Genomic DNA, 20,188 nt, shown 5'->3' with positions numbered 1-20,188 from the left:
AGCCAACGCTATGAAGGTATGACCATTACTGCGCGCGGGGTGACTGCAAACGAGGGGCCCGGACTCCTCCGTTGGAGATGTCCGGGCCCCTGGTCTTCGTTCTGCTTGCGGTGCTACTGGTTCTGGTTCTCACCGCGGTAGTACTCGTACACCCAGCCCCACAGGCCGATCACGATGATCGGGGCCGAGAAGTACATGAGCCACCAGCCGAAGATGACGCCCATGAACGCGAGCGCACCGCCGATGCCCAGCGAGAGCGGCTGCCAGCTGTGCGGGGCGAAGAACCCCAGCTCGCCCGCCTCGTCGGCGACGTCGGCCTCCAGGTTGTCCTGGGCCATCTCGTCGACGCGCTTGGCCGTGAAGGCCAGGTAGTAGCCGATCATGACGCTCAGGCCGAAGGCCAGGAAGAGCGCGGTGGTTCCGACGGGCTCCTTCGACCACACGCCGTACACGACGGCCATGATCAGGATGAAGAAGGAGAGCCAGAGGAACATCTTGCCCTGGATCTTCACTTGTCGGCCTCCTTGCCGCCGGTGACGGCCTTGGCGGCGACGCTGTGGTCCTCGAGGTGGTCGAGGGCCGCGATCTCAGGGTGGTGCAGGTCGAACGCCGGGGATTCGGAACGGATCCGCGGCAGGGTGAGGAAGTTGTGCCGCGGCGGCGGGCAGGACGTCGCCCACTCGAGCGAACGGCCGTAGCCCCACGGGTCGTCGACCTCGATCTTCTTGCCGTACTTCGCCGTCTTCCAGACGTTGTACATGAACGGCAGCATCGACATGCCCAGCAGGAACGAGCTGATCGTCGAGATCGTGTTCAGGGCGGTGAAGCCGTCGGCCGCGAGGTAGTCCGCGTAACGACGCGGCATGCCCTCGGCGCCCAGCCAGTGCTGCACCAGGAACGTGCCGTGGAAGCCGATGAACAGCGTCCAGAAGGTGATCTTGCCGAGGCGCTCGTCCAGCATCTTGCCCGTGAACTTCGGCCACCAGAAGTGGAAGCCGGCGAACATCGCGAACACCACGGTGCCGAAGACGACGTAGTGGAAGTGCGCGACGACGAAGTACGAGTCGGAGACGTGGAAGTCCATCGGGGGCGAGGCCAGGATGACGCCGGTCAGACCACCGAAGGTGAAGGTGACCAGGAAGCCGATCGTCCAGAGCATCGGAGTCTCGAAGGACAGCGAGCCCTTCCACATGGTGCCGATCCAGTTGAAGAACTTCACACCGGTCGGTACCGCGATCAGGAAGGTCATGAAGGAGAAGAACGGCAGCAGCACACCGCCGGTGACGTACATGTGGTGGGCCCACACGGTCACGGAGAGGCCGGCGATCGCGATCGTCGCACCGATCAGACCGATGTAACCGAACATCGGCTTGCGGGAGAAGACCGGGATGATCTCGGAGACGATTCCGAAGAACGGTAGCGCGATGATGTACACCTCTGGGTGCCCGAAGAACCAGAAGAGGTGTTGCCAGAGCAATGCTCCGCCGTTCGAGGCGTCGAATACATGCGCACCGAACTTGCGGTCGGCCTCCAGCGCGAACAGCGCGGCGGCCAGCACCGGGAAGGCGAGCAGGACCAGGACACCGGTCAGCAGCACGTTCCAGGTGAAGATCGGCATGCGGAACATCGTCATGCCGGGGGCGCGCATGCAGATGATCGTGGTGATGAAGTTGACCGAGCCGAGGATCGTGCCGAAGCCCGAGAAGGCCAGACCCATGATCCACATGTCGGCGCCGATGCCCGGCGAGCGGACCGCGTCGGACAGCGGGGAGTAGGCGAACCAGCCGAAGTCGGCGGCGCCGTTCGGCGTGACGAAGCCGGCCACCGCGATGGTCGAGCCGAAGAGGTACAGCCAGTACGCGAACATGTTCAGCCGCGGGAACGCCACGTCGGGCGCGCCGATCTGCAGCGGCATGATCCAGTTCGCGAAGCCCGCGAAGAGCGGGGTGGCGAACATCAGCAGCATGATCGTGCCATGCATGGTGAACGCCTGGTTGAACTGCTCGTTCGACATGATCTGCGTGCCCGGACGGGCCAGCTCGGCACGCATGGCGAGCGCCAGCAGACCGCCGATGATGAAGAACACGAACGACGTGACCAGGTACATCGTGCCGATGGTCTTGTGGTCGGTAGTGGTCATCCACTTCACGACGACATTGCCCGGCTGCTTGCGCCGCACCGGCAGCTCGTTTTCATACGAGTCGGCGGCGGCACCCTGAGATTCGTTGAGGATGCTCACAGTTTGTTCGTCTCCGCATTCCGGGCCGGGTCAGTCTGCTTGATGCCGGCCGGGAGGAAGCCGGTCTGCCCCTTCTCGGCCAGTTCCTTGAGGTGCGCCCGGTAGGCCTCGGGCGAGACGACCTTGACGTTGAAGAGCATCCGGGAGTGGTCGACGCCGCAGAGCTCGGCACACTTGCCCATGAAGGTGCCCTCCTGGGAGGGGATGACCTCAAAGACGTTGGTGTGGCCCGGGATGACGTCCTGCTTGAACAGGAAGGGGACCACCCAGAAGGAGTGGATGACGTCGTTCGACGACAGGATGAAGCGGACCTTCTCACCCTTGGGCAGCCACAGCGTGGGGCCGGGGTTGCCGGTCTCCAGGTTGCGGTCGCCGGGAACGCCCTTCTCGTAGACGCCTTCGGCGCCCGCGGGGAATTCCTTGGTGAAGCGGTCCGGGATGTTGGCGAGCTCCTTGGGAACCTCGCCCGCCTTCGGGGTCACCGCATCGCCGTCGACGTTCTCGACGTAGTTGAAGCCCCAGCTCCACTGGAAGCCGACCACGTTGATCGTGTGCGCCGGCTTCGGGGTGAGCGCGAGCAGCTTCGACTCGTCACGTGCGGTGAAGTAGAAGAGCACCGAAACGATGATCAGCGGTACCACGGTGTACAGCGCCTCGATGGGCATGTTGTACCGGGTCTGCGGGGGGACCTCCACCTTCGTCCGGCTGCGCCGGTGGAAGATGACGCTCCAGATGATCAGGCCCCAGACCAGGATGCCCGTGATGAGAGCAGCTGCCCACGACCCCTGCCACAGGGACAGGATGCGAGGCGCCTCCTCCGTGACCGGATAGGGCATTCCGAGCCGGGGGAAGTCTTGCCAGTTGTACGAGCAACCAGTGGCGGTCGCCAGGACCGCGCCCGCAGTCAGCGCCTGCAGCAGCTTCCGCCGCATCGGGCGCCGCGGCGAGCGGTCGGAGCCGTAGGGACTCACGTAGCGCCTTCCCGAGAGTCTCGGCCCGCGCGGCCGGCCGCGGCCGTATTCGGGTCGGTCGCCGGCCCTGACGCAGGCAGGGGTTTGGATGTTTATGCGGACCAAACCCTACTGGACGCTATTTGGGGTCGCGCGGGGAGGGTGCCCAACGCGCCGCTACTGCCCCCGAAGGGATGGATCCGCCGTACGGGGGACGGCCCAACACCCCCTGAATGGCGGCCTCCGGGGGGCATCTGACGGCCCCTGACCTCGAACGGTCCCGGCCGCCGGTTAGCGTGGCCGGATGCCCTACTTCGACACCGCGTCCGCCGCTCCCCTGCACCCCGTGGCCCGGCAGGCGTTGCAGGCCGCCCTGGACGAGGGGTGGGCCGACCCCGCCCGGCTCTACCGGGAGGGCCGGCGCGCGAGGCTCCTGCTGGACGCGGCGCGCGAGGCGGCGGCGGAGGCCGTGGGCTGTCGCCCCGACGAGCTCGTGTTCACTCCTTCGGGGACGCACGCGGTTCACACCGGGGTCGCGGGAGCCCTCGCCGGGCGCCGGCGCGTCGGCGGTCATCTGGTCGTATCAGCGGTAGAACACAGTTCTGTCCTCCATGCGGCGGAGGCGCACGAGGCCGCCGGCGGGACGGTGACGCAGGTCCCGGTGGACCGCGCGGGGGCGGTGTCCCCGGCCGGGTACGCCTCCGTACTGGACGCGACGACGGCCCTGGCCTGCCTCCAGTCGGCCAACCACGAGGTGGGCACGGTCCAGCCGGTGGCGGAAGTGGCCGAGGTCTGCGCGGCGGCGGGGGTGCCGCTGTTGGTGGACGCGGCGCAGTCGCTGGGCTGGGGCCCGGTCGAGGACGGCTGGTCGGTGCTCACCGCGAGCGCGCACAAATGGGGCGGCCCGGCGGGAGTCGGGCTGCTGGCGGTCCGCAAGGGCGTCCGCTTCTCGCCCCAATTCCCCGCGGACGAACGGGAGTCGGGCCGATCCCCCGGCTTCACCAACCTCCCGGCGATCGTGGCGGCGGCGGCCTCGCTGCGGGCGGTGCGGGCCGAGGCCGACGCGGAGGCGGCCCGGCTGCGGATCCTGGTGGACCGCATCCGGCGGCGCGTGGCGCGGCTGGTGCCGGACGTGGAGGTGGTCGGTGACCCGGAGCGGCGGCTGCCGCACCTGGTCACGTTCTCCTGCCTGTACGTCGACGGCGAGACGCTGCTGCACGAGTTGGACCGGGCGGGCTACTCCGTCTCGTCGGGCTCCTCCTGCACCAGCTCCACGCTGACCCCGAGTCATGTGCTTCAGGCGATGGGCGTGCTGTCGGAGGGGAACGTACGGGTCTCCCTGCCGTCGGGGACGACGGCGCAGGAGGTGAACGGCTTCCTGGAGGTCCTGCCCGGGGTGGTGGCGGGGGTCCGCGCCACGCTCGGCGTGGGTGAACCGGTGGCCGTGGCGCCGGTGTCGGACGCGCGGGAGATCGACGCGCTGGGCCTGCGCTGCCCGCAGCCGGTGATCGAGCTGGCCCGGGTCATCGGCACGGTCCCGGTCGGCGGGACCGTGACCGTCCTGTCGGACGACGAGGTGGCCCGCCTGGACATCCCGGCCTGGTGCACGATGCGCGGCCACACGTACGTGGGCGAAGCCCCCCGCCCGGTGGGGGTGGCGTACACGGTCCGCCGGGAGGTGTGACGCCGGCGGGTGGGACGCCGGCGGGGCTGATTTCAGCCCCGCCAGCCCATCCCGGCCCCAGCGGCTACACCGCCAGGTGGGCGCGGACCTCCGAAGCGGCGGGCTCGCCGTAGGCCTTCGTGAAGCGCTCCATGAAGTGCGCACGCGCCAGCGTGTACTCCTGGGTGCCCAGCGTCTCGATCACGAGCGTGGCCAGCATGCAGCCGACCTGCGCGGCCCGCTCCAGCCCCACACCCCAGCCCAGACCGGTCAGGAACCCGGCGCGGAACGCGTCGCCGACGCCCGTCGGGTCGACCTTCGCCGTCTCCTCGGGGCAGCCGACCACGATCGGCTCCTCGCCGACCCGCTCGATCCGCACGCCCCGCGAGCCCAGCGTCGTCACCCGGGTGCCGACCTTGGCGAGGATCTCCTCGTCCGACCAGCCGGACTTCGACTCGATGAGGCCCTTCTCGTACTCGTTCGAGAACAGGTACGTCGCGCCCTCCATGAGGGTGCGGATGTTGTCGCCGTCCATCCGGGCGATCTGCTGCGAGAAGTCCGCCGCGAACGGGATCCCCCGCGTCCGGCACTCCTCCGTGTGGCGCAGCATCGCCTCGGGGTCGTCGGCGCCGATGAGGACCAGGTCGAGCCCGCCCACCCGGTCCGCGACCGCCTTCAGCTCGATCAGGCGGGCCTCGCTCATCGCGCCCGTGTAGAAGGAGCCGATCTGGTTGTGGTCGGCGTCCGTGGTGCACACGAAACGCGCGGTGTGCAGGACCTCGGAGATCCGCACGGAGTCGGTGTCGACGCCGTGCCGGTCCAGCCACGCGCGGTACTCGTCGAAGTCGTACCCGGCCGCGCCGACCAGGACCGGGCGGATGCCGAGCTGGCCCATGCCGAAGCAGATGTTCGGGCCGACACCGCCCCGCCGTACGTCGAGGTTGTCGACGAGGAAGGAGAGGGAGACCGTGTGCAGCTGGTCCGCGACGAGCTGGTCGGCGAAGCGGCCGGGGAAGGTCATGAGGTGGTCGGTGGCGATGGAGCCGGTGATGGCGATACGCACGGCGTGGACGCTCCTGCGAGGGACGGCGAGGGGGACATTCAAAACTACCCGGTCGCCGCCCCGCGGCCGACCGCACGAAACTACCCCGTAGTAGGTCTTTCTTCGCCCGCTGCGCCGTGCCTACCGTGCCCCATGACCTATTCCGATGGTTTCGGGTACGCCGCGAACGGCGGAAAAGCCGAGAAGACGGCCGACACGCAGCCCGGCTTCGCCCGGCTGCTGGGTGACTGCGCCAGGATGGCCCCGCACTGGACGGTCCCGGCGGACCCCCGGCCGGACCGGGTGGCGCCCTCCCAGATCCACGGGATCAGCGTCCCGCCGGCCTCGGCCCGCCTGATCGCCTCCACGGCCGAGTACGGCGAGTAGGGCCGGTCCTCCGGAAGCTCCTTCCGGAAGCTCCTCCCGGAGCTGCGGAACCGGTTCGCCGTCTGTTCCGTCACAGCCGCATCAGCCACTGCGGTACGGGCGAAGGAGCAAGCGGTGACCAGCGAACAACCCGACACATCACGCGGCACACGGCGGCGGCCGGCCTGGGCCATCGGCTCGATCGCGGCCGCCGTCCTGCTCACCGGCGGCGGTACGGCGTACTGGGCGTCGACGGCCTACGGCGACGGTACGCCGGGCGGCCGTACGGGTGACAGCGCGGCCTCGGCGCCCCGCGTCGCACCGAGCCCCCCGGGGCCGGGCATCGCCCCCGGAGAGCCGGATCCGCACGGCAGCGGGGTGACGTACCGGGCGGACATCGCCCTTCCCGAGGCTCCGGCGACCGCGCCGGCCTTCGCCGTGACCGGCGAGGTCACCTCGGAGGAGGTGGCCCGGCTCGCGACGGCCCTCGGCATCCCGGGCACCCCGCGGCTGACCGGCGACGTCTGGCAGGCCGGGGAGAGCGCGGACGGCGCCGGACCCCGGCTCACGGTGAACCGCAAGGCGCCCGGCATCTGGAACTTCTCCCGCTTCCAGGGGACGGGCGGCGCCGGTGACGACTGCAAGCGCGGCAAGGACACCTGCGGCCCGGCCACGCTCCCCCAGGGCGCCCAGGAGGCCGACGGCGCGGGCGGCAAGGGCGGTGCACCGGTGAGCGAGGAGGCAGCCAAGGCCGCCGCCGCCCCGGTGCTCGCGGCCGCCGGCCAGGGTGGGGCCAAGCTGGACGCCCGGCTCGTCCAGGGCGCCGTCCGCGTGGTCAACGCCGACCCGGTGATCGACGGGCTGCCCACGCAGGGCTGGTCCACGAAGGTCAGCGTGGGCGCGGACTCCCAGGTGGTGGCGGGCAGCGGCGAGCTGAAGGCGCCCGTGCGCGCCGCCGAGCAGCCGGTGGTCGGGGCCGTCGAGGCGCTGGCCCGGCTGAACCGGTCCTCGGCCGGGACGGGCGGTACGGACCCGGGGCCGAGCGGCTGCGCGACCTCGGTTCCGCTGACCCCGGACACCCCGGTCGGGCCCTCGGACACGCCGCCCTGCAACCCGGAGCCGCGCCCGATGAAGCCGCCGCGGACGGAGACCGTGAAGGGGGCCGTGCTCGGGCTGGCCCCGGGGACCGTGGACGGCGCGCGCGGGCTCGTGCCGGCCTGGCTGTTCGAGGTGGCGGGCAGCAACGGCGGGCCCGGGCGCACGGTGGTCCAGCCGGCCGGTGAGAACGGCTCGACTGCGCCTTCGGCCCCCAAGGGCGGCAAGACCGTGCCCGGGTTCTCCTACAAGGAGGCCGACAAGAAGCTGACCGTGAACTTCTGGGGCGGGGTGTGCAGCACCTATGCCCTGGAGGCGCGGGAGGAGGCCGGGTCGGTCATGGTGAAGATCACGGACACCCCGAACGAGCCGGGCCGGGCCTGCATCATGCTCGCCCAGGACATGACGGTGTCGACGACCCTCCAGCAGCCGCTCGGCGAGCGCAAGGTGGTCGACGTGACCTCGGGCAAGCCGCTCCCCCGGCAGTAGCCCCGTACGACGAAAGGCCCCCGGCACCGAGAGGTGCCGGGGGCCTTTCGTCGTACAGGCTCGCTCCGGGCTCAGCCGGACGGCGGGCTTAGCTGAACGAGTCGCCGCAGGCGCAGGAGCCGGTGGCGTTGGGGTTGTCGATGGTGAAGCCCTGCTTCTCGATGGTGTCGACGAAGTCGATCGAGGCACCGTGCAGGTACGGGGAGCTCATCCGGTCCGTGACGACCTTCACGCCGTCGAAGTCCTTGACGACGTCACCGTCGAGGGAGCGCTCGTCGAAGAAGAGCTGGTAGCGCAGGCCGGAGCAGCCGCCGGGCTGGACGGCGACGCGAAGCGCCAGGTCCTCGCGGCCTTCCTGCTCCAGCAGGGTCCTGACCTTCTCGGCGGCGGCGTCGGACAGGAGGATGCCGTCGCTCACAGTGGTCTTGTCGTCCTGTACGGACATCTGCATTCACTCCCGGGGTGGGCGGCTCCCCGCCGGAAGCAGGGAAACGTCGGACTCTTGCCGTCGATGGCAACGAGCGGGGCCGCGGATTCATTCCGGACCCGACGTATGTCTTAGATATTCATGCTCGCACACCGTCGTGGGCAGCTGGGCCCGACGGACCGAGTGCTTCGTCTCAGGGGAATTCGTCACATCGACACTATCGGCATCGTCAAAGTGACATGAAGCAGCTATGATAGATAGCGTCAAATAGACGAGAAGTCGAAGCCCTGCTTCAGAAGTTCCCCTTGTCGCAGAACAGAAAGGGTGCGTGTCGTGACCACCGCCCAGCCTTTGGACGTCCAGCCGACGCCCCTTGCCCTGCTGCTGCTCGGCCGTGAGGCCGACCCCAAGAGCGAGCGCGGGGTGGAGTGCCCCGGCGACCTGCCCTCGCCGTCGGACCCGGACCTGGTCGCGCGCGCCCGCGCGGCCAAGGAGAAGCTCGGGGACAAGGTCTTCATCCTCGGCCACCACTACCAGCGTGACGAGGTGATCGAGTTCGCGGACGTCACCGGCGACTCCTTCAAGCTGGCCAAGGACGCGGCCGCCAAGCCGGAGGCCGAGTACATCGTCTTCTGCGGCGTGCACTTCATGGCCGAGTCCGCGGACATCCTGACCTCGGACGACCAGAAGGTCGTCCTGCCCGACCTCGCGGCCGGCTGCTCGATGGCCGACATGGCCACCGCCGAGCAGGTCGCCGAGTGCTGGGACGTGCTCACCGAGGCGGGCATAGCCGACGTGACGGTCCCCGTCTCGTACATGAACTCCTCCGCCGACATCAAGGCGTTCACCGGCAAGCACGGCGGCACGATCTGCACGTCGTCCAATGCGAAGAAGGCCCTCGACTGGGCCTTCGAACAGGGCGAGAAGATCCTCTTCCTCCCGGACCAGCACCTGGGCCGCAACACCGCCGTCCGCGACATGGGCATGTCCCTGGACGACTGCGTGCTCTACAACCCGCACAAGCCGAACGGCGGCCTGACCGCCGAGCAGCTGCGCAACGCCAAGATGATCCTGTGGCGCGGCCACTGCTCGGTGCACGGCCGCTTCTCGGTCGACTCGGTCAACGACGTGCGCGCCCGCATCCCCGGCGTGAACGTCCTCGTCCACCCCGAGTGCAAGCACGAGGTCGTGGCGGCCGCGGACTACGTCGGCTCGACGGAGTACATCATCAAGGCGCTGGAGGCGGCCCCGGCCGGCTCCAAGTGGGCCATCGGCACCGAGCTGAACCTCGTCCGCCGCCTGGCGAATCGATTTGCCGCGCAGGACAAGGAGGTCGTCTTCCTCGACAAGACGGTCTGCTTCTGCTCGACGATGAACCGCATCGACCTCCCCCACCTGGTGTGGACCCTGGAGTCCCTGGCCGAGGGCACCCTGGTGAACCAGATCCAGGTCGACAAGGAGACGGAGAGCTTCGCGAAGCTCGCCCTGGAGCGCATGCTCGCGCTGCCGTAGCGGTCCCCTCCCGCACGCCCGAAGGCCGCCTCTCCCTCGATCGAGGAGGAGGCGGCCTTCGGGCGTCCGTCGGACCGTGCGTCAGACCGTGGCCGGGGACTCCTCGTCCGCGGACTCCGGCGTCGGGACCACCGTCAGACGGGCCGTGCGCCTGGCCTCGCGCTTCGCGCGGCGGCGCTCCTTGCGGAGCTCGATCATCGTGTACAGCGTCGGCACCAGGAGCAGCGTCAGCAGGGTCGAGCTGACGAGGCCGCCGATCACCACCACCGCGAGCGGCTGCGAGATGAACCCGCCCTCGCCGGTGACGCCGAGCGCCATCGGGAGCAGCGCGAAGATCGTCGCGAGGGCCGTCATGAGGATCGGGCGCAGGCGGTGCCGGCCGCCCTCGATGACGGCTTCGACGACGCCGAGGCCCTGGGCACGGTACTGGTTGACCAGGTCGATCAGGACGATCGCGTTGGTCACGACGATGCCGATGAGCATCAGCATGCCGATCATCGCCGGGACGCCCAGCGGGGTGCCGGTCACCAGCAGCAGGCCGAGCGCGCCGGTCGCCGCGAACGGGATCGACACCAGCAGGATCAGCGGCTGGATCAGCGAGCGGAACGTGGCCACGAGCAGCATGAACACGATCGCGATGGCCGCGAGCATGGCCAGGCCCAGGGAGGCGAAGGCCTCGCCCTGGTCCTCGGAGACGCCGCCGATGGTGGCCGTGGCCCCCTCGGGCAGGTCCAGTGCGCTGATCTTCGTCTGGAGCGCGGCGCCGATCGCGCCGGTGTTGTCGCCCACCGGCTTCGCGGTGACGGTGGCGGCGCGGGCGCCGTCGATCCGGGTCATCGAGACCGGGCCGGGGACCTCCTTGACCTCGGCGACGTCGCCGAGCTTGACCGGGCCGACGGGGAGCGCCTGCAGTTCGGCCAGGGTGGTGGCCGGCTGCGCGGACTTGATGACGATGTCCCGCTCGGTGTTGTCCAGTACGGCCTTGCCCACCGGGTTGCCGCGTACGGCCTGGGCCACGATCGCGCCGAGCGCGGCCTGGTTCAGGCCCGCCTCGGCGGCCTTCGGGGTGGCGGTCACCGAGATCCGGGGCACGGACTGGGACAGGTCGCTCTGTACGTCGGTGACGTCGTCGAGCGTGGCCACCTCGGCCCGGACCTGCTCGGCGGCCTGGGCGAGGACGGCCGCGTCGCCCGCCTTGACGACCACGCTCAGGTTCTGGCTGCCGAAGCCGCCGCCCGCCGAGATGCTGGTGTCGCCGATGCCGTCGAGTTTGCCGAGGGCGTCCTCGATGCGCTTCTTGACGCCCTCGGAGTCGCCGGAGTCCTCGAGGGTGACCTGGTACGAGGCCTGGTTGGAGCCCGTACCGCCGCCGAAGGCGGCCAGGAAGCCGGAGGAGCCGACGGTGACCTGGTAGTCCTTGACGCCCTTGACCTCGGTCAGGGCCTTCTCGACCCGCCGGCTCGCCGCGTCGGAGGCGGCCAGCGAGGTGCCCGGGGGCAGCTGCTGCTTGACCGTCAGGACGCTCTGCTCACCCTGGTCGAAGAAGTTGGTCTTCAGCAGCGGGGCCATCCCGAAGGTGGCGATGAGGACGACGACCGCGACGGCCAGGGTGGCGATCCGGCGGCGTGTGACCAGGCCCAGGGCCCGTACGTAGAAGCGCTGGAGGCGGCTCTTCGCCTCCTTCTCCTCGGCTTCGCGCCGCGCCTTCGCTGCGCTCTCGGGGTCCCCCGCCGTCACGCCCTTCGGCGCGCGCAGGAACCAGTACGAGAGCACCGGCACGACCGTCAGGGACACGATCAGCGAGGCCAGCAGGGCCGCGGCGACGGTGAGGGAGAACGGGCCGAAGAACTCGCCGACCATGCCGCCGACGAACGCGATCGGCAGGAAGACGGCGACGGTGGTCAGCGTGGAGGAGGTGACCGCGCCGGCGACCTCCTTGACCGCGGCGATGATGGCGGCCTCGCGTTCCTCGCCGTAGCCGAGGTGGCGCTTGATGTTCTCCAGGACCACGATCGAGTCGTCGACGACGCGGCCGATGGCGATGGTGAGCGCGCCCAGGGTCAGCATGTTCAGCGACAGGTCGCGGGTCCACAGCACGATCAGCGCGAGGACCACGGACAGCGGGATGGAGACCGCGGTGACCAGCGTCGAGCGCAGCGAGGCCAGGAGGACCAGGATCACGATCACCGCGAAGAGCAGGCCGAGCAGGCCCTCGGTGGTGAGGCTGGAGATGGACTTGGCGACGGGCGGGCCCTGGTCGCTGACGACGGTCAGCTCGGCGCCGGCGCCGAGCGCGGTGCGCAGCTCGGGCAGCTTGTCCTGGACGGCGTCGGAGATCGCGACGGCGCTGCCGTCCTTGTCCATGGTGACGACGAGGGCGAGGCTGGGCTTGCCGTTGGTGCGGGTGATGGAGACGGCCTTGGCGGGCTCCTGCTTGACGGTGGCGACGTCGGCCAGGCGCACGGCCGGCTTGCCGGGGCCGGCGCTCAGGCGCAGGTCCTCGAGCTGGGCGAGGGAGGTGTAGCCGCCACCGACGCGGACGGTCCGGTTCTTGCCCGCCTCGTCGAAGGAGCCGGCGGGGACCGTCGCGCCGCCCGCCTGGAGGCCCTGCGCGAGGGCGGCGCCGTCGAGGCCCGCCGCCGCGAGCTTGGCGTTGTCGGGGGTGACGGCGACCCGGAGGTCCTGGACCCCGTCGACGCTGACCTGGCCGACGCCCTCGATGTCCTCGAGGACGGGGACGACGGAACGGTTCAGCTGGTCGGCGAGTGCCTGCTGGTCCTTGTCCGAGGTGACGGCGAGGACGACGGTCGGGATGTCGTCGGTGGAGCCGGCCACGACCTGCGGGTCCACCTCGGCGGGCAGCCGTACGCGGGCCCGGTTCACGGCCTGTTGGACGTCGGCGACGAGCTGCTTGGTGCCGCTGTCGCCGTAGTCGAACTTGGCCATGATGAGGGCGTTGCCCTCGCTGGCGGTGGAGGTGATGCCGGTGATGCCGTCGACGCCCTTGAGCGTGGCCTCGATCGGCTCGATGACCTGCTTCTCCACCACGTCGGGCGAGGCGCCCTGGTACGGCGCGAGCACGGACACCATCGGCAGTTCGATGGACGGCAGCAGCTGCTGCTTGAGCTGCGGGATGGCTATGGCGCCGAAGAGCAGCGCGGTGATCGACACGAGGCCGATCAGCGCTCTTTGGGCCAGGCTGAAGCGGGACAGCCAGGACATGGGTGGGATCTCTCTGCTGTGGCGTGCGCGGGGCTGGGCCTGAAGGCCGCGGGCCTTCAGCCTTCCGCACGCCGGGGCGGTACTGCGTCGCCCCCAGGTGCCGCGTCTTTATGTGCCGCATACCGCGTCCGCAGTACGCGGCCGTACTCCACAGCGCTGCGCGCCGGCCGTACGCGTCGGCCCTCGGGCGGCCGCGCCGCTACTCGGCCCGGGGCCGGACCAGTCCCGATTCGTAGGCGATGACCACCAATTGGGCCCGGTCGCGGGCACCGAGCTTGGCCATGGCCCGGTTCACATGGGTCTTGACGGTGAGCGGGCTGACCTCGAGCCGGCCTGCGATCCCGTCGTTGGACAGGCCCGCGGCGACGTGGACGAGGACCTCGCGCTCCCGGACGGTCAGCGCGGCGAGCCGTTCGGCGTGCACGGCGGCGGGGCCGCCGGGGTCGGCGCCGCCGCCCTGGGCGAGGAAGGTGGCGATGAGCCCTTTGGTGGCGGCCGGGGACAGCAGGGCCTCCCCGGCGGCGGCGACGCGGATGGCGTTGAGCAGCTCCTCGGGCTCGGCGCCCTTGCCGAGGAACCCGGAGGCGCCGGCCCGCAGGGACTGGACGACGTACTCGTCGACCTCGAAGGTCGTCAGCATGACCACGCGGACGGCGGCGAGTTCGGGGTCCGCGCTGATCATGCGGGTGGCTGCGAGGCCGTCGGTGCCGGGCATCCGGATGTCCATGAGCACCACGTCGGGCCGGGTCTGCCGGGCCAGCTCGCAGGCCTGGGCGCCGTCGGAGGCCTCGCCGACGACCTCCATGTCGGGCTCGGAGTCGACCAGCACCTTGAAGGCGCTGCGGAGCAGGGCCTGGTCGTCGGCGAGCAGCACCCTGATGGTCGTCGGCGTCTCTTCCACGCCCCGAACCCTACGTGTTCCCCTCCGGGAGCTGGGGGGTCAGCCCAGGGCCAGGATGACGAGGGCCGTGGTCGCCGCCATCTCGGCGAGGGCGCCGAAGACGTCGCCGGTGACCCCGTCGAAGCGGCGTACGCAGCGGCGGAGCAGGTGTTCCGCCGCCGCCAGGGCGATCAGGACCGCGCCCGCGCTCTGCACGGCGGCCCCCGGGCCCACCGGCAGCGCGGCGGCCCCGGCCAGGACGGCCACCAGTGCGGCGATGGCGGCGGCCGAGCCCTTGGGGAGCACCCCGGCGACCGCCGCCCCCAGCCCTTCGTGGCGGGCCGGTGGTACGCCGTCACGGGCGGCCAGCGTCATGGCCAGCCGGGCGGTGACGGCCGCGATGACCGTCGCCAGGGCCCCGTGGACCCAGCTCTCGGCGTAGAGGTCGGCCAGCGCCCCGACCTGGACGAGCAGCACGAGCAGCAGCGCCACCACCCCGAAGGGGCCGATGTCGGACTGCTTCATGATGCGCAGCGCCGCCTCGGCCGGCTTGGCGCTGCCCAGCCCGTCGGCGGTGTCGGCGAGGCCGTCGAGGTGCAGCCCCCGGGTCAGGGCGGCCGGTACGGCGACGGTGACGGCCGCCGCGAGCAGCGGGCCGCCGCCCAGGATCAGCAGCAGCGCCCCCGGCACGGCCGCGAGCAGGCCCACGACGAGCCCGGCGAGCGGCGCGCAGGCCATGCCGGTGCGGGCCGCGGGCCGGTCCCAGCGGGTGATGCGGGCGGGCAGCACGGTGAGCGTGCCGAAGGCGAAGCGCAGGCCGTCGCGCAGCGAGGCGCGCTCCGCGGGCGGCGTCAGGGGCGACGCGGGGGGTGGGTCGTCGAACGAATCTTTCATCGGCGCGAACGCTACCCGTTCGCCGAGGGCGGTAAATTGCCGCATACGGGAAAATTGGGGAGCTGCCCACAACAGGGAGCCGGCGATATGGGTCACTGGTGGTACCGGAACATCGTCGAACCGGGGAAGCTCCCGCTGCTCCTCGCCCTGCTTTCGTTCGTCATGTCGTTCCTCGTCACCCGCGTGATCACCCGGCTGATCCGGGCCGGGCGGGGACCGTTCAAGAACATCACCCCGGGCGGCGTGCACATCCACCACGTGGTGCCGGGCGTCGTCCTCGTGATCATCGGCGGGTTCGGGGCGGTCGGCAGCGGCCGGTACGGCTTCGGCGCGCTGCTCTCCGCCGTCATCTTCGGGCTGGGCGCCGGCCTGGTGCTGGACGAGTTCGCGCTGATCCTGCACCTCGACGACGTCTACTGGAGCGAGCAGGGCCGCAAGAGCGTCGAGATCGTGGTCCTGACGGCCGCGCTGGTGGCGCTGGTGCTGGGCGGGTTCCTGCCGTTCGGCGTCAACGACCTGACCGCCGATGAACGGCAGAGCCGCGGGCTCATCATCATGAACACCGCCACCAACTTCTTCCTGGCGCTGATCGCCCTGTGGAAGGGCAAGGCGCGGACCGCGTTCTTCGGCACGGTCGTCCCGTTCGTGGCGCTGATCGGGGCGATCCGGCTGGCCCGGCCCGGCTCCCCGTACGCGAAGAGGTTCTACGCGAAACGCCCGCGGGCCCGCGCCAAGGCCAAGCTGCGCGCGTTCCACCACGACCGGCGCTGGGCGGCCCCGCGCCGCAAGTTCGAGAACTTCATCGGCGGGACCCCGGATCCGGAGCGGGCGGCGGTCACGAAACCGACGAAACACTAGGCGGCGCCCGGCCCGCCCCCGCGCAGGGGGACGGCCGGGCGCCATCACATCCGTGTCCTGCTGCCGGGCGGCTCAGCCCGGGATCAGGCCGTCGTCGCTGAGCATCTCCCTGACCTCGTCGAGCGAGGCGTCCTGCGCGGGCAGGATCAGCTCGGACGGCTCCAGCGCATCGTCCGGCAGCGGCTCGCCGAGCCGCCGTACGGCCTCGAGCAGCGCGCCCAGCGTGCGCCGGAAGCCCTCCTCGTCGCCGCTCTCCATCTCCCCGAGCAGGTCGTCGTCCAGCGTGTTGAGCTCGGTGAAGTGGCTGTCGGCCACCCGCACCTGGCCTTCCCCCATGATGCGGACAATCATGACGGGCCCCGTCCTACTGCTTGTCGAACCGGTGCTGGGTCTGCGGCTGCTGGGCGCTGCCCGGGGCACCGCCCTCGATGGCCTGCTGCTGCGCCGACGGGCCGCCCGCCAGCTCGGCCTTCATCCGCTGGAGCTCCAGCTCCACGTCCGTACCGCCGGAGAGGCGGTCAAGTTCGGCCTGGATGTCGTCCTTGGAGCCGAGGCCGCTCTGGTCGTCGAGGGCGCCGGAGGCCAGCAGCTCGTCGATCGCGCCGGCGCGGGCCTGCAGCTGGGCGGTCTTGTCCTCGGCCCGCTGGATGGCCAGGCCGACGTCGCTCATCTCCTCGGAGATGCCGGAGAAGGACTCCGCGATCCGGGTCTGCGCCTGCGCAGCCGTGTACGTGGCCTTGATGGTCTCCTTCTTCGTACGGAAGGCGTCCACCTTGGCCTGCAGGCGCTGCGCGGCGAGGGTCAGCTTCTCCTCCTCGCCCTGCAAGGTCTGGTGCTGCACCTCCAGGTCGCTGACCTGCTGCTGCAGCGAGGCACGCCGGGACAGCGCCTCGCGGGCCAAGTCCTCGCGGCCCAGGGCGAGGGCCTTGCGGCCCTGGTCCTCGAGCTTGGCGGACTGGCCCTGGAGCTGGTTCAGCTGCAGCTCCAGGCGCTTGCGGGAGGTCGCCACGTCGGCGACGCCGCGGCGCACCTTCTGAAGCAGCTCCAGCTGCTTCTGGTACGAGTAGTCGAGGGTCTCGCGCGGGTCCTCGGCCCGGTCCAGGGCCTTGTTCGCCTTCGCGCGGAAGATCATCCCCATACGCTTCATGACACCGCTCATGGGCTTCGCGCGCCCCCTTCTGACGGACTTCGCTCCAGGTCACCAGCCATGGCGATCACCCCGGCCTGCCGGGCCGACCACCATCAGAACCCACAGTACGGGCCCTGTCTCCATTACCGCACTGTTCGTGTACGGATGCGCTCCTCCTCCAGGACGACTCCGCCCCCGCCCTTGTCAGGCGTAGGGAGTAGGTGCTCCCCCGACGCGCGCCGGAGAGTCCGGGAAGGCCCGACCCGCTGTACGAACCCTGCACAGGGAAGACGCCCGCCGTTGCCGGATCGTTCCCCGGCGGAGTGGGGTACCCGCCCGCAACCACGTAGGCTTGGGTTTTGTGTTTGGTAGCCGTTCCTCCAAGGAAGAGAAGGCCGCAGCCACCGACAAGGTGACCGCCGACCTCTCGCAGCCCCGTGACCCGCAGGCCCCGAAGGGCCGCCCGACCCCGAAGCGTGCTGTGGCCCAGTCGCAGCGCAAGGCCGTCGTGGCATCGACCGGCAATCGCAAGGAGGATGCAAAGCGCGCTCGCGAGCGCCGTCGCGAAGAGATGGCGAAGCAGCGCGAGGCCCTCGCCAACGGCGACCAGCGCTATCTGCCGGCCCGCGACAAGGGCCCCGTGCGCAAGTTCGTCCGCGACTTCGTGGACTCCCGCTTCTCCGTCGCCGAAATGTTCCTGCCGCTGGCAGTGATCATCCTGGTGCTGAGCATGGTGCGGGTGCCGTCCATCCAGAACATCGCCCTGCTGCTGTGGCTGGCCGTGATCGCCCTGATCATCGTCGACTCCGTCGCCATGGGCTTCCGCATGCGCAAGGCCCTCGCCGAGCGCTTCCCCGACGAGCCGCGCCGCGGCGCCATCGCGTACGGCCTGATGCGCACCCTCCAGATGCGCCGGCTGCGCCTGCCGAAGCCGCAGGTCAAGCGCGGGGAACGGCCCTGAGCGGAGGCAAGCCCGGAGCGTCGGGAGACGGCTTCGCGGGGGGCGCCAGGCTGTGGCTCGAGGGCTTGGGCGGACTGCGCAACGCCGTCCGCCAGGAACTCGTGGGCCGGCAGGTCGACGAACAGATCGCGCACCGCTTCCCGGTCGGGCAGCGGCTGCGCGTCCTGGACGTCGGCATGGGCCAGGGCACCCAGGCGCTGCGTCTCGCCCGCGCCGGGCACAAGGTCACCGGACTGGAGCAGGACCCCGCGATGCTCGCCGTCGCCCAGGAGGCGCTGGCGGCCGAGCCCGCCGGGATCCAGGACCGGGTCCGGCTCATGGAGGGCGACGGCCGCGAGACCGGCGCGCACTTCCTGCCGGGCAGCTTCGACGTGGTGCTGTGCCACGGCGTTCTGATGTACGTGCCCGAGCCGGACGCGATGCTCGCCGGGCTGGCCCGGATGCTGGCGCCCGGCGGACTGCTGTCCCTGCTGGTGCGCAACGGCGACGCCCTCGCGATGCGGCCCGGACTGGACGCCGACTGGCCGGCCGCCCTGGCCGCCTTCGACACCATCGACTACACGAACCGGCTGGGCCTGGACGTACGGGCCGACCGGCTGGCCGGGCTCACGGCCACGCTGTCCGGGATCGGCGCACCGCTGCAGGCCTGGTACGGCGTACGCGTCTTCACCGACGGGACCGAGGCCGGCGAGAAACTTCCCCCGGACGAGGAGCTGGAGCGGCTGCTGGCCGCCGAGGACCGTGCCGGGCGGACCGACCCGTACCGCGGGGTCGCGGCGCTGCTGCACCTGTGCGGCGTACGGGGCTGACCCGCCCCCGGCACGACTTGCCGGAGAAGCCCGGACCCCGACGGGTCCGGGCTTCCTGCATCGGCAGCCGCCGCTCAGGCGTTCAGAGCCTCACGCAGGCTCATCGTGTACAGCTCGGTGCCGTTGTCGTCGGACAGCTTCACCTGCTCGGTGCCGCCTTCCAGCAGCTCCTTCCAGACCTCGCCGATCCACGACTCCGCGTCGCCCTGCGTGGTGAACTCCTCCGGCACGACCGCCGGGCTCGTCTCGGTGCCGTCGGCCTTCTCGAAACGCCACGTCCACGCCATGTCCGCCTCCGTTGCTCGTCCGCTGCTCGCACGTTCCCGCACGCTCTTCGTCTTGAGTCTGCCCGCAGAGTAGCCGGGCGCGCAGCAGTCCCGGCGACGCGGGAGGATCTTCTCGTGGAACTCACTCTGCTCGGCACCGGCACACCCGAAGGACTGCCCCGCCCCGGCTGTCCCTGCGCGGCCTGCGCGGTCTCCGTCGGCCCCCGGTCGCGCGCCGCGACCTCCCTCCTCGTCGACGGGGCGCTGCTGCTCGACCTGACCCCCGGGGCGGTGCTGGCCGGCGCCCGCGCGGGGCATTCGCTCGCCGGCGTACGGCAGGTCCTGCTCACCCATCCGCACGACGGGCCGCCGGTCGAACTGCCGCCGGGGCTGCCGGCCGCCGGGCGGGTACCGGACGGGCGGGAGCTCGCGGTGATCAGCGGGCACCGGGTGCGGGCGGTGCCGATGGACGCGCCGGGCACCGGGTACGAGGTGACCGGGCCGGACGGGAGCCGGCTGCTGTACCTGCCGCCCGGCGGGGCGCCGGCCGGCTGGGGGTCCCCCCGGACGGAGTCTGGGGGAGGCGCCGTCGGGCAGCGGCCGTACGACTTGGTCCTCGCGGACGTGCTGGGCCGGCCGGAAGCGCTGGCGCGGCTGCGGGCGAGCGGCGCCGCCGGGCCGACCACCGACGTGATCGCCGTCCACCTGGACCACGACACCCCGCCGGGCCGGGAACTGGCGCGCCGGTGCGCGGCGGCCGGGGCGCGGGCGGTGCCGGACGGGACGACGGTGACGGTCGGCGAGTACCACGCGGCGGCGGACCTGCCGCGCCGGACGCTGGTGCTCGGCGGCGCCCGCTCGGGGAAGTCCTTCGAGGCGGAGCGGCGGCTGGGGAGCTTCCCGGAGGTGGTCTACGTGGCCACCGGCGGCTCCCGGGACGGCGACGCGGAATGGGCGGCGCGGATCGGCCTGCACCGGGAGCGGCGGCCGGGGAGCTGGCGCACGGTGGAGACGTGCGAGCTGGCGCCGCTGCTGGTGGAGGGAGGGCCGCCGCTGCTGATCGACTGTCTGGCACTGTGGCTGACCGACGCGATGGACCGGGCGGGGGCCTGGGACGACGCCGTCTGGGCGGCGCAGGGTCAGAAGGAGCTCCGGGAGCGGGTGGCGGAGCTGGTGGCGGCCGTGCGGGCGACCCGCCGCACGGTGGTGGCCGTCAGCAACGAGGTGGGCTCGGGCATCGTTCCCGCGACCGCGTCCGGCCGGCGTTTCCGCGACGAACTGGGGCGCCTGAACAGCCTGGTGGCCGCCGAGTGCGAGCACGTCCTGATGGTGGTCGCGGGGCAGGCGGTGGTCCTGAAGGACTGACTCCGCACCCCGCCCGGCGAG

Annotated in this window: 19 protein-coding genes; 8 read left to right on the top strand and 11 right to left on the bottom strand. The window is 71.1% G+C overall.

Translation table 11 applies throughout. The features are described from left to right. Positions 1–113: 113 nt before the first annotated feature. Genes OHT74_RS27500 through ctaC form a run of 3 tightly spaced genes read right to left on the bottom strand, consistent with a single transcriptional unit; the run spans position 114 to position 3,210 of the window. Positions 114–512 (bottom strand): cytochrome c oxidase subunit 4, encoded by a 399-nt coding sequence (locus OHT74_RS27500; protein ID WP_266629969.1) that lies wholly within the window; start codon positions 510–512, stop codon positions 114–116. Then, positions 509–2,239: an aa3-type cytochrome oxidase subunit I gene (ctaD, locus tag OHT74_RS27495; protein ID WP_266667755.1), complete on the bottom strand. Its 1,731-nt coding sequence runs from the start codon at positions 2,237–2,239 to the stop codon at positions 509–511. The genes OHT74_RS27500 and ctaD overlap by 4 nt, the downstream gene beginning before the upstream one ends. Further along, complete coding sequence (ctaC, locus tag OHT74_RS27490) at positions 2,236–3,210, bottom strand: aa3-type cytochrome oxidase subunit II (RefSeq protein ID WP_266667753.1); 975 nt, start codon at positions 3,208–3,210, stop codon at positions 2,236–2,238. The genes ctaD and ctaC overlap by 4 nt, the downstream gene beginning before the upstream one ends. Before the next feature lie 283 nt (positions 3,211–3,493). Between ctaC and OHT74_RS27485 the strand changes: the two genes are divergently transcribed. Further along, a complete protein-coding gene (locus OHT74_RS27485; RefSeq protein WP_328621703.1) occupies positions 3,494–4,873 on the top strand; it encodes a cysteine desulfurase/sulfurtransferase TusA family protein in 1,380 nt (459 codons plus the stop codon). Positions 4,874–4,937: 64 nt separating this feature from the next. Here the strand turns inward: OHT74_RS27485 and OHT74_RS27480 are convergent, their stop codons facing one another. Further along, complete coding sequence (locus OHT74_RS27480; protein ID WP_328621702.1) at positions 4,938–5,915, bottom strand: carbohydrate kinase family protein; 978 nt, start codon at positions 5,913–5,915, stop codon at positions 4,938–4,940. Positions 5,916–6,047: 132 nt separating this feature from the next. Between OHT74_RS27480 and OHT74_RS27475 the strand changes: the two genes are divergently transcribed. Continuing rightward, positions 6,048–6,281, top strand: coding sequence for a hypothetical protein (locus tag OHT74_RS27475; protein ID WP_266667747.1), 234 nt, complete (start codon positions 6,048–6,050; stop codon positions 6,279–6,281). 114 nt (positions 6,282–6,395) lie between these two features. After that, a complete protein-coding gene (locus tag OHT74_RS27470) occupies positions 6,396–7,844 on the top strand; it encodes a hypothetical protein (protein WP_328621701.1) in 1,449 nt (482 codons plus the stop codon). 88 nt (positions 7,845–7,932) lie between these two features. On the opposite strand, the gene erpA is transcribed toward OHT74_RS27470, so the two are convergent. Next, positions 7,933–8,289 carry an iron-sulfur cluster insertion protein ErpA gene (erpA, locus tag OHT74_RS27465; protein WP_008738845.1) on the bottom strand — a complete coding sequence of 119 codons (357 nt, stop codon included), beginning with the start codon at positions 8,287–8,289 and terminating at the stop codon, positions 7,933–7,935. 306 nt (positions 8,290–8,595) lie between these two features. Here erpA and nadA point away from each other — a divergent pair, with 306 nt between their 5' ends. Further along, positions 8,596–9,783 (top strand): quinolinate synthase NadA, encoded by a 1,188-nt coding sequence (gene nadA, locus OHT74_RS27460; RefSeq protein ID WP_266667743.1) that lies wholly within the window; start codon positions 8,596–8,598, stop codon positions 9,781–9,783. Between the two features lie 81 nt (positions 9,784–9,864). On the opposite strand, the gene OHT74_RS27455 is transcribed toward nadA, so the two are convergent. The 3 genes from OHT74_RS27455 to OHT74_RS27445 form a co-directional block, all read right to left on the bottom strand. Further along, complete coding sequence (locus tag OHT74_RS27455; RefSeq protein ID WP_328621700.1) at positions 9,865–13,005, bottom strand: efflux RND transporter permease subunit; 3,141 nt, start codon at positions 13,003–13,005, stop codon at positions 9,865–9,867. A gap of 199 nt (positions 13,006–13,204) precedes the next feature. After that, positions 13,205–13,906: a response regulator transcription factor gene (locus OHT74_RS27450; RefSeq protein ID WP_328621699.1), complete on the bottom strand. Its 702-nt coding sequence runs from the start codon at positions 13,904–13,906 to the stop codon at positions 13,205–13,207. A 39-nt stretch (positions 13,907–13,945) separates the two neighbouring features. Continuing rightward, entirely contained in the window at positions 13,946–14,779 is an 834-nt protein-coding gene (locus OHT74_RS27445) for an adenosylcobinamide-GDP ribazoletransferase (protein ID WP_328621698.1), read from the bottom strand. Between the two features lie 87 nt (positions 14,780–14,866). Here OHT74_RS27445 and OHT74_RS27440 point away from each other — a divergent pair, with 87 nt between their 5' ends. Continuing rightward, positions 14,867–15,637, top strand: coding sequence for a hypothetical protein (locus OHT74_RS27440; RefSeq protein ID WP_266667735.1), 771 nt, complete (start codon positions 14,867–14,869; stop codon positions 15,635–15,637). A 72-nt stretch (positions 15,638–15,709) separates the two neighbouring features. On the opposite strand, the gene pspAA is transcribed toward OHT74_RS27440, so the two are convergent. Together pspAA and OHT74_RS27430 are read right to left on the bottom strand one after the other, a co-directional pair. Continuing rightward, complete coding sequence (pspAA, locus tag OHT74_RS27435) at positions 15,710–15,988, bottom strand: PspA-associated protein PspAA (protein WP_266667733.1); 279 nt, start codon at positions 15,986–15,988, stop codon at positions 15,710–15,712. Between the two features lie 13 nt (positions 15,989–16,001). After that, on the bottom strand, positions 16,002–16,796 hold the full coding sequence (locus OHT74_RS27430; protein WP_078987145.1) for a PspA/IM30 family protein: 795 nt from the start codon (positions 16,794–16,796) through the stop codon (positions 16,002–16,004). A 322-nt stretch (positions 16,797–17,118) separates the two neighbouring features. Here OHT74_RS27430 and OHT74_RS27425 point away from each other — a divergent pair, with 322 nt between their 5' ends. Further along, positions 17,119–17,727 carry a DUF3043 domain-containing protein gene (locus OHT74_RS27425; RefSeq protein WP_266667731.1) on the top strand — a complete coding sequence of 203 codons (609 nt, stop codon included), beginning with the start codon at positions 17,119–17,121 and terminating at the stop codon, positions 17,725–17,727. Positions 17,728–17,792: 65 nt separating this feature from the next. Next, a complete protein-coding gene (locus tag OHT74_RS27420; protein WP_266667729.1) occupies positions 17,793–18,536 on the top strand; it encodes a class I SAM-dependent methyltransferase in 744 nt (247 codons plus the stop codon). Between the two features lie 74 nt (positions 18,537–18,610). Here OHT74_RS27420 and OHT74_RS27415 read toward each other — a convergent pair whose 3' ends face one another. Beyond that, entirely contained in the window at positions 18,611–18,823 is a 213-nt protein-coding gene (locus OHT74_RS27415) for a hypothetical protein (RefSeq protein ID WP_266667727.1), read from the bottom strand. Positions 18,824–18,937: 114 nt separating this feature from the next. Here OHT74_RS27415 and OHT74_RS27410 point away from each other — a divergent pair, with 114 nt between their 5' ends. Beyond that, entirely contained in the window at positions 18,938–20,167 is a 1,230-nt protein-coding gene (locus OHT74_RS27410; protein WP_328621697.1) for a bifunctional adenosylcobinamide kinase/adenosylcobinamide-phosphate guanylyltransferase, read from the top strand. The last annotated feature ends 21 nt before the right edge of the window (positions 20,168–20,188 follow it).

The sequence above is a fragment of the Streptomyces sp. NBC_00354 genome (genome assembly GCF_036106915.1).
Classification (GTDB): domain Bacteria; phylum Actinomycetota; class Actinomycetes; order Streptomycetales; family Streptomycetaceae; genus Streptomyces.
Note: the sequence above shows the minus strand (reverse complement) of the source record. Positions and strands in the feature narration are given on the sequence as shown.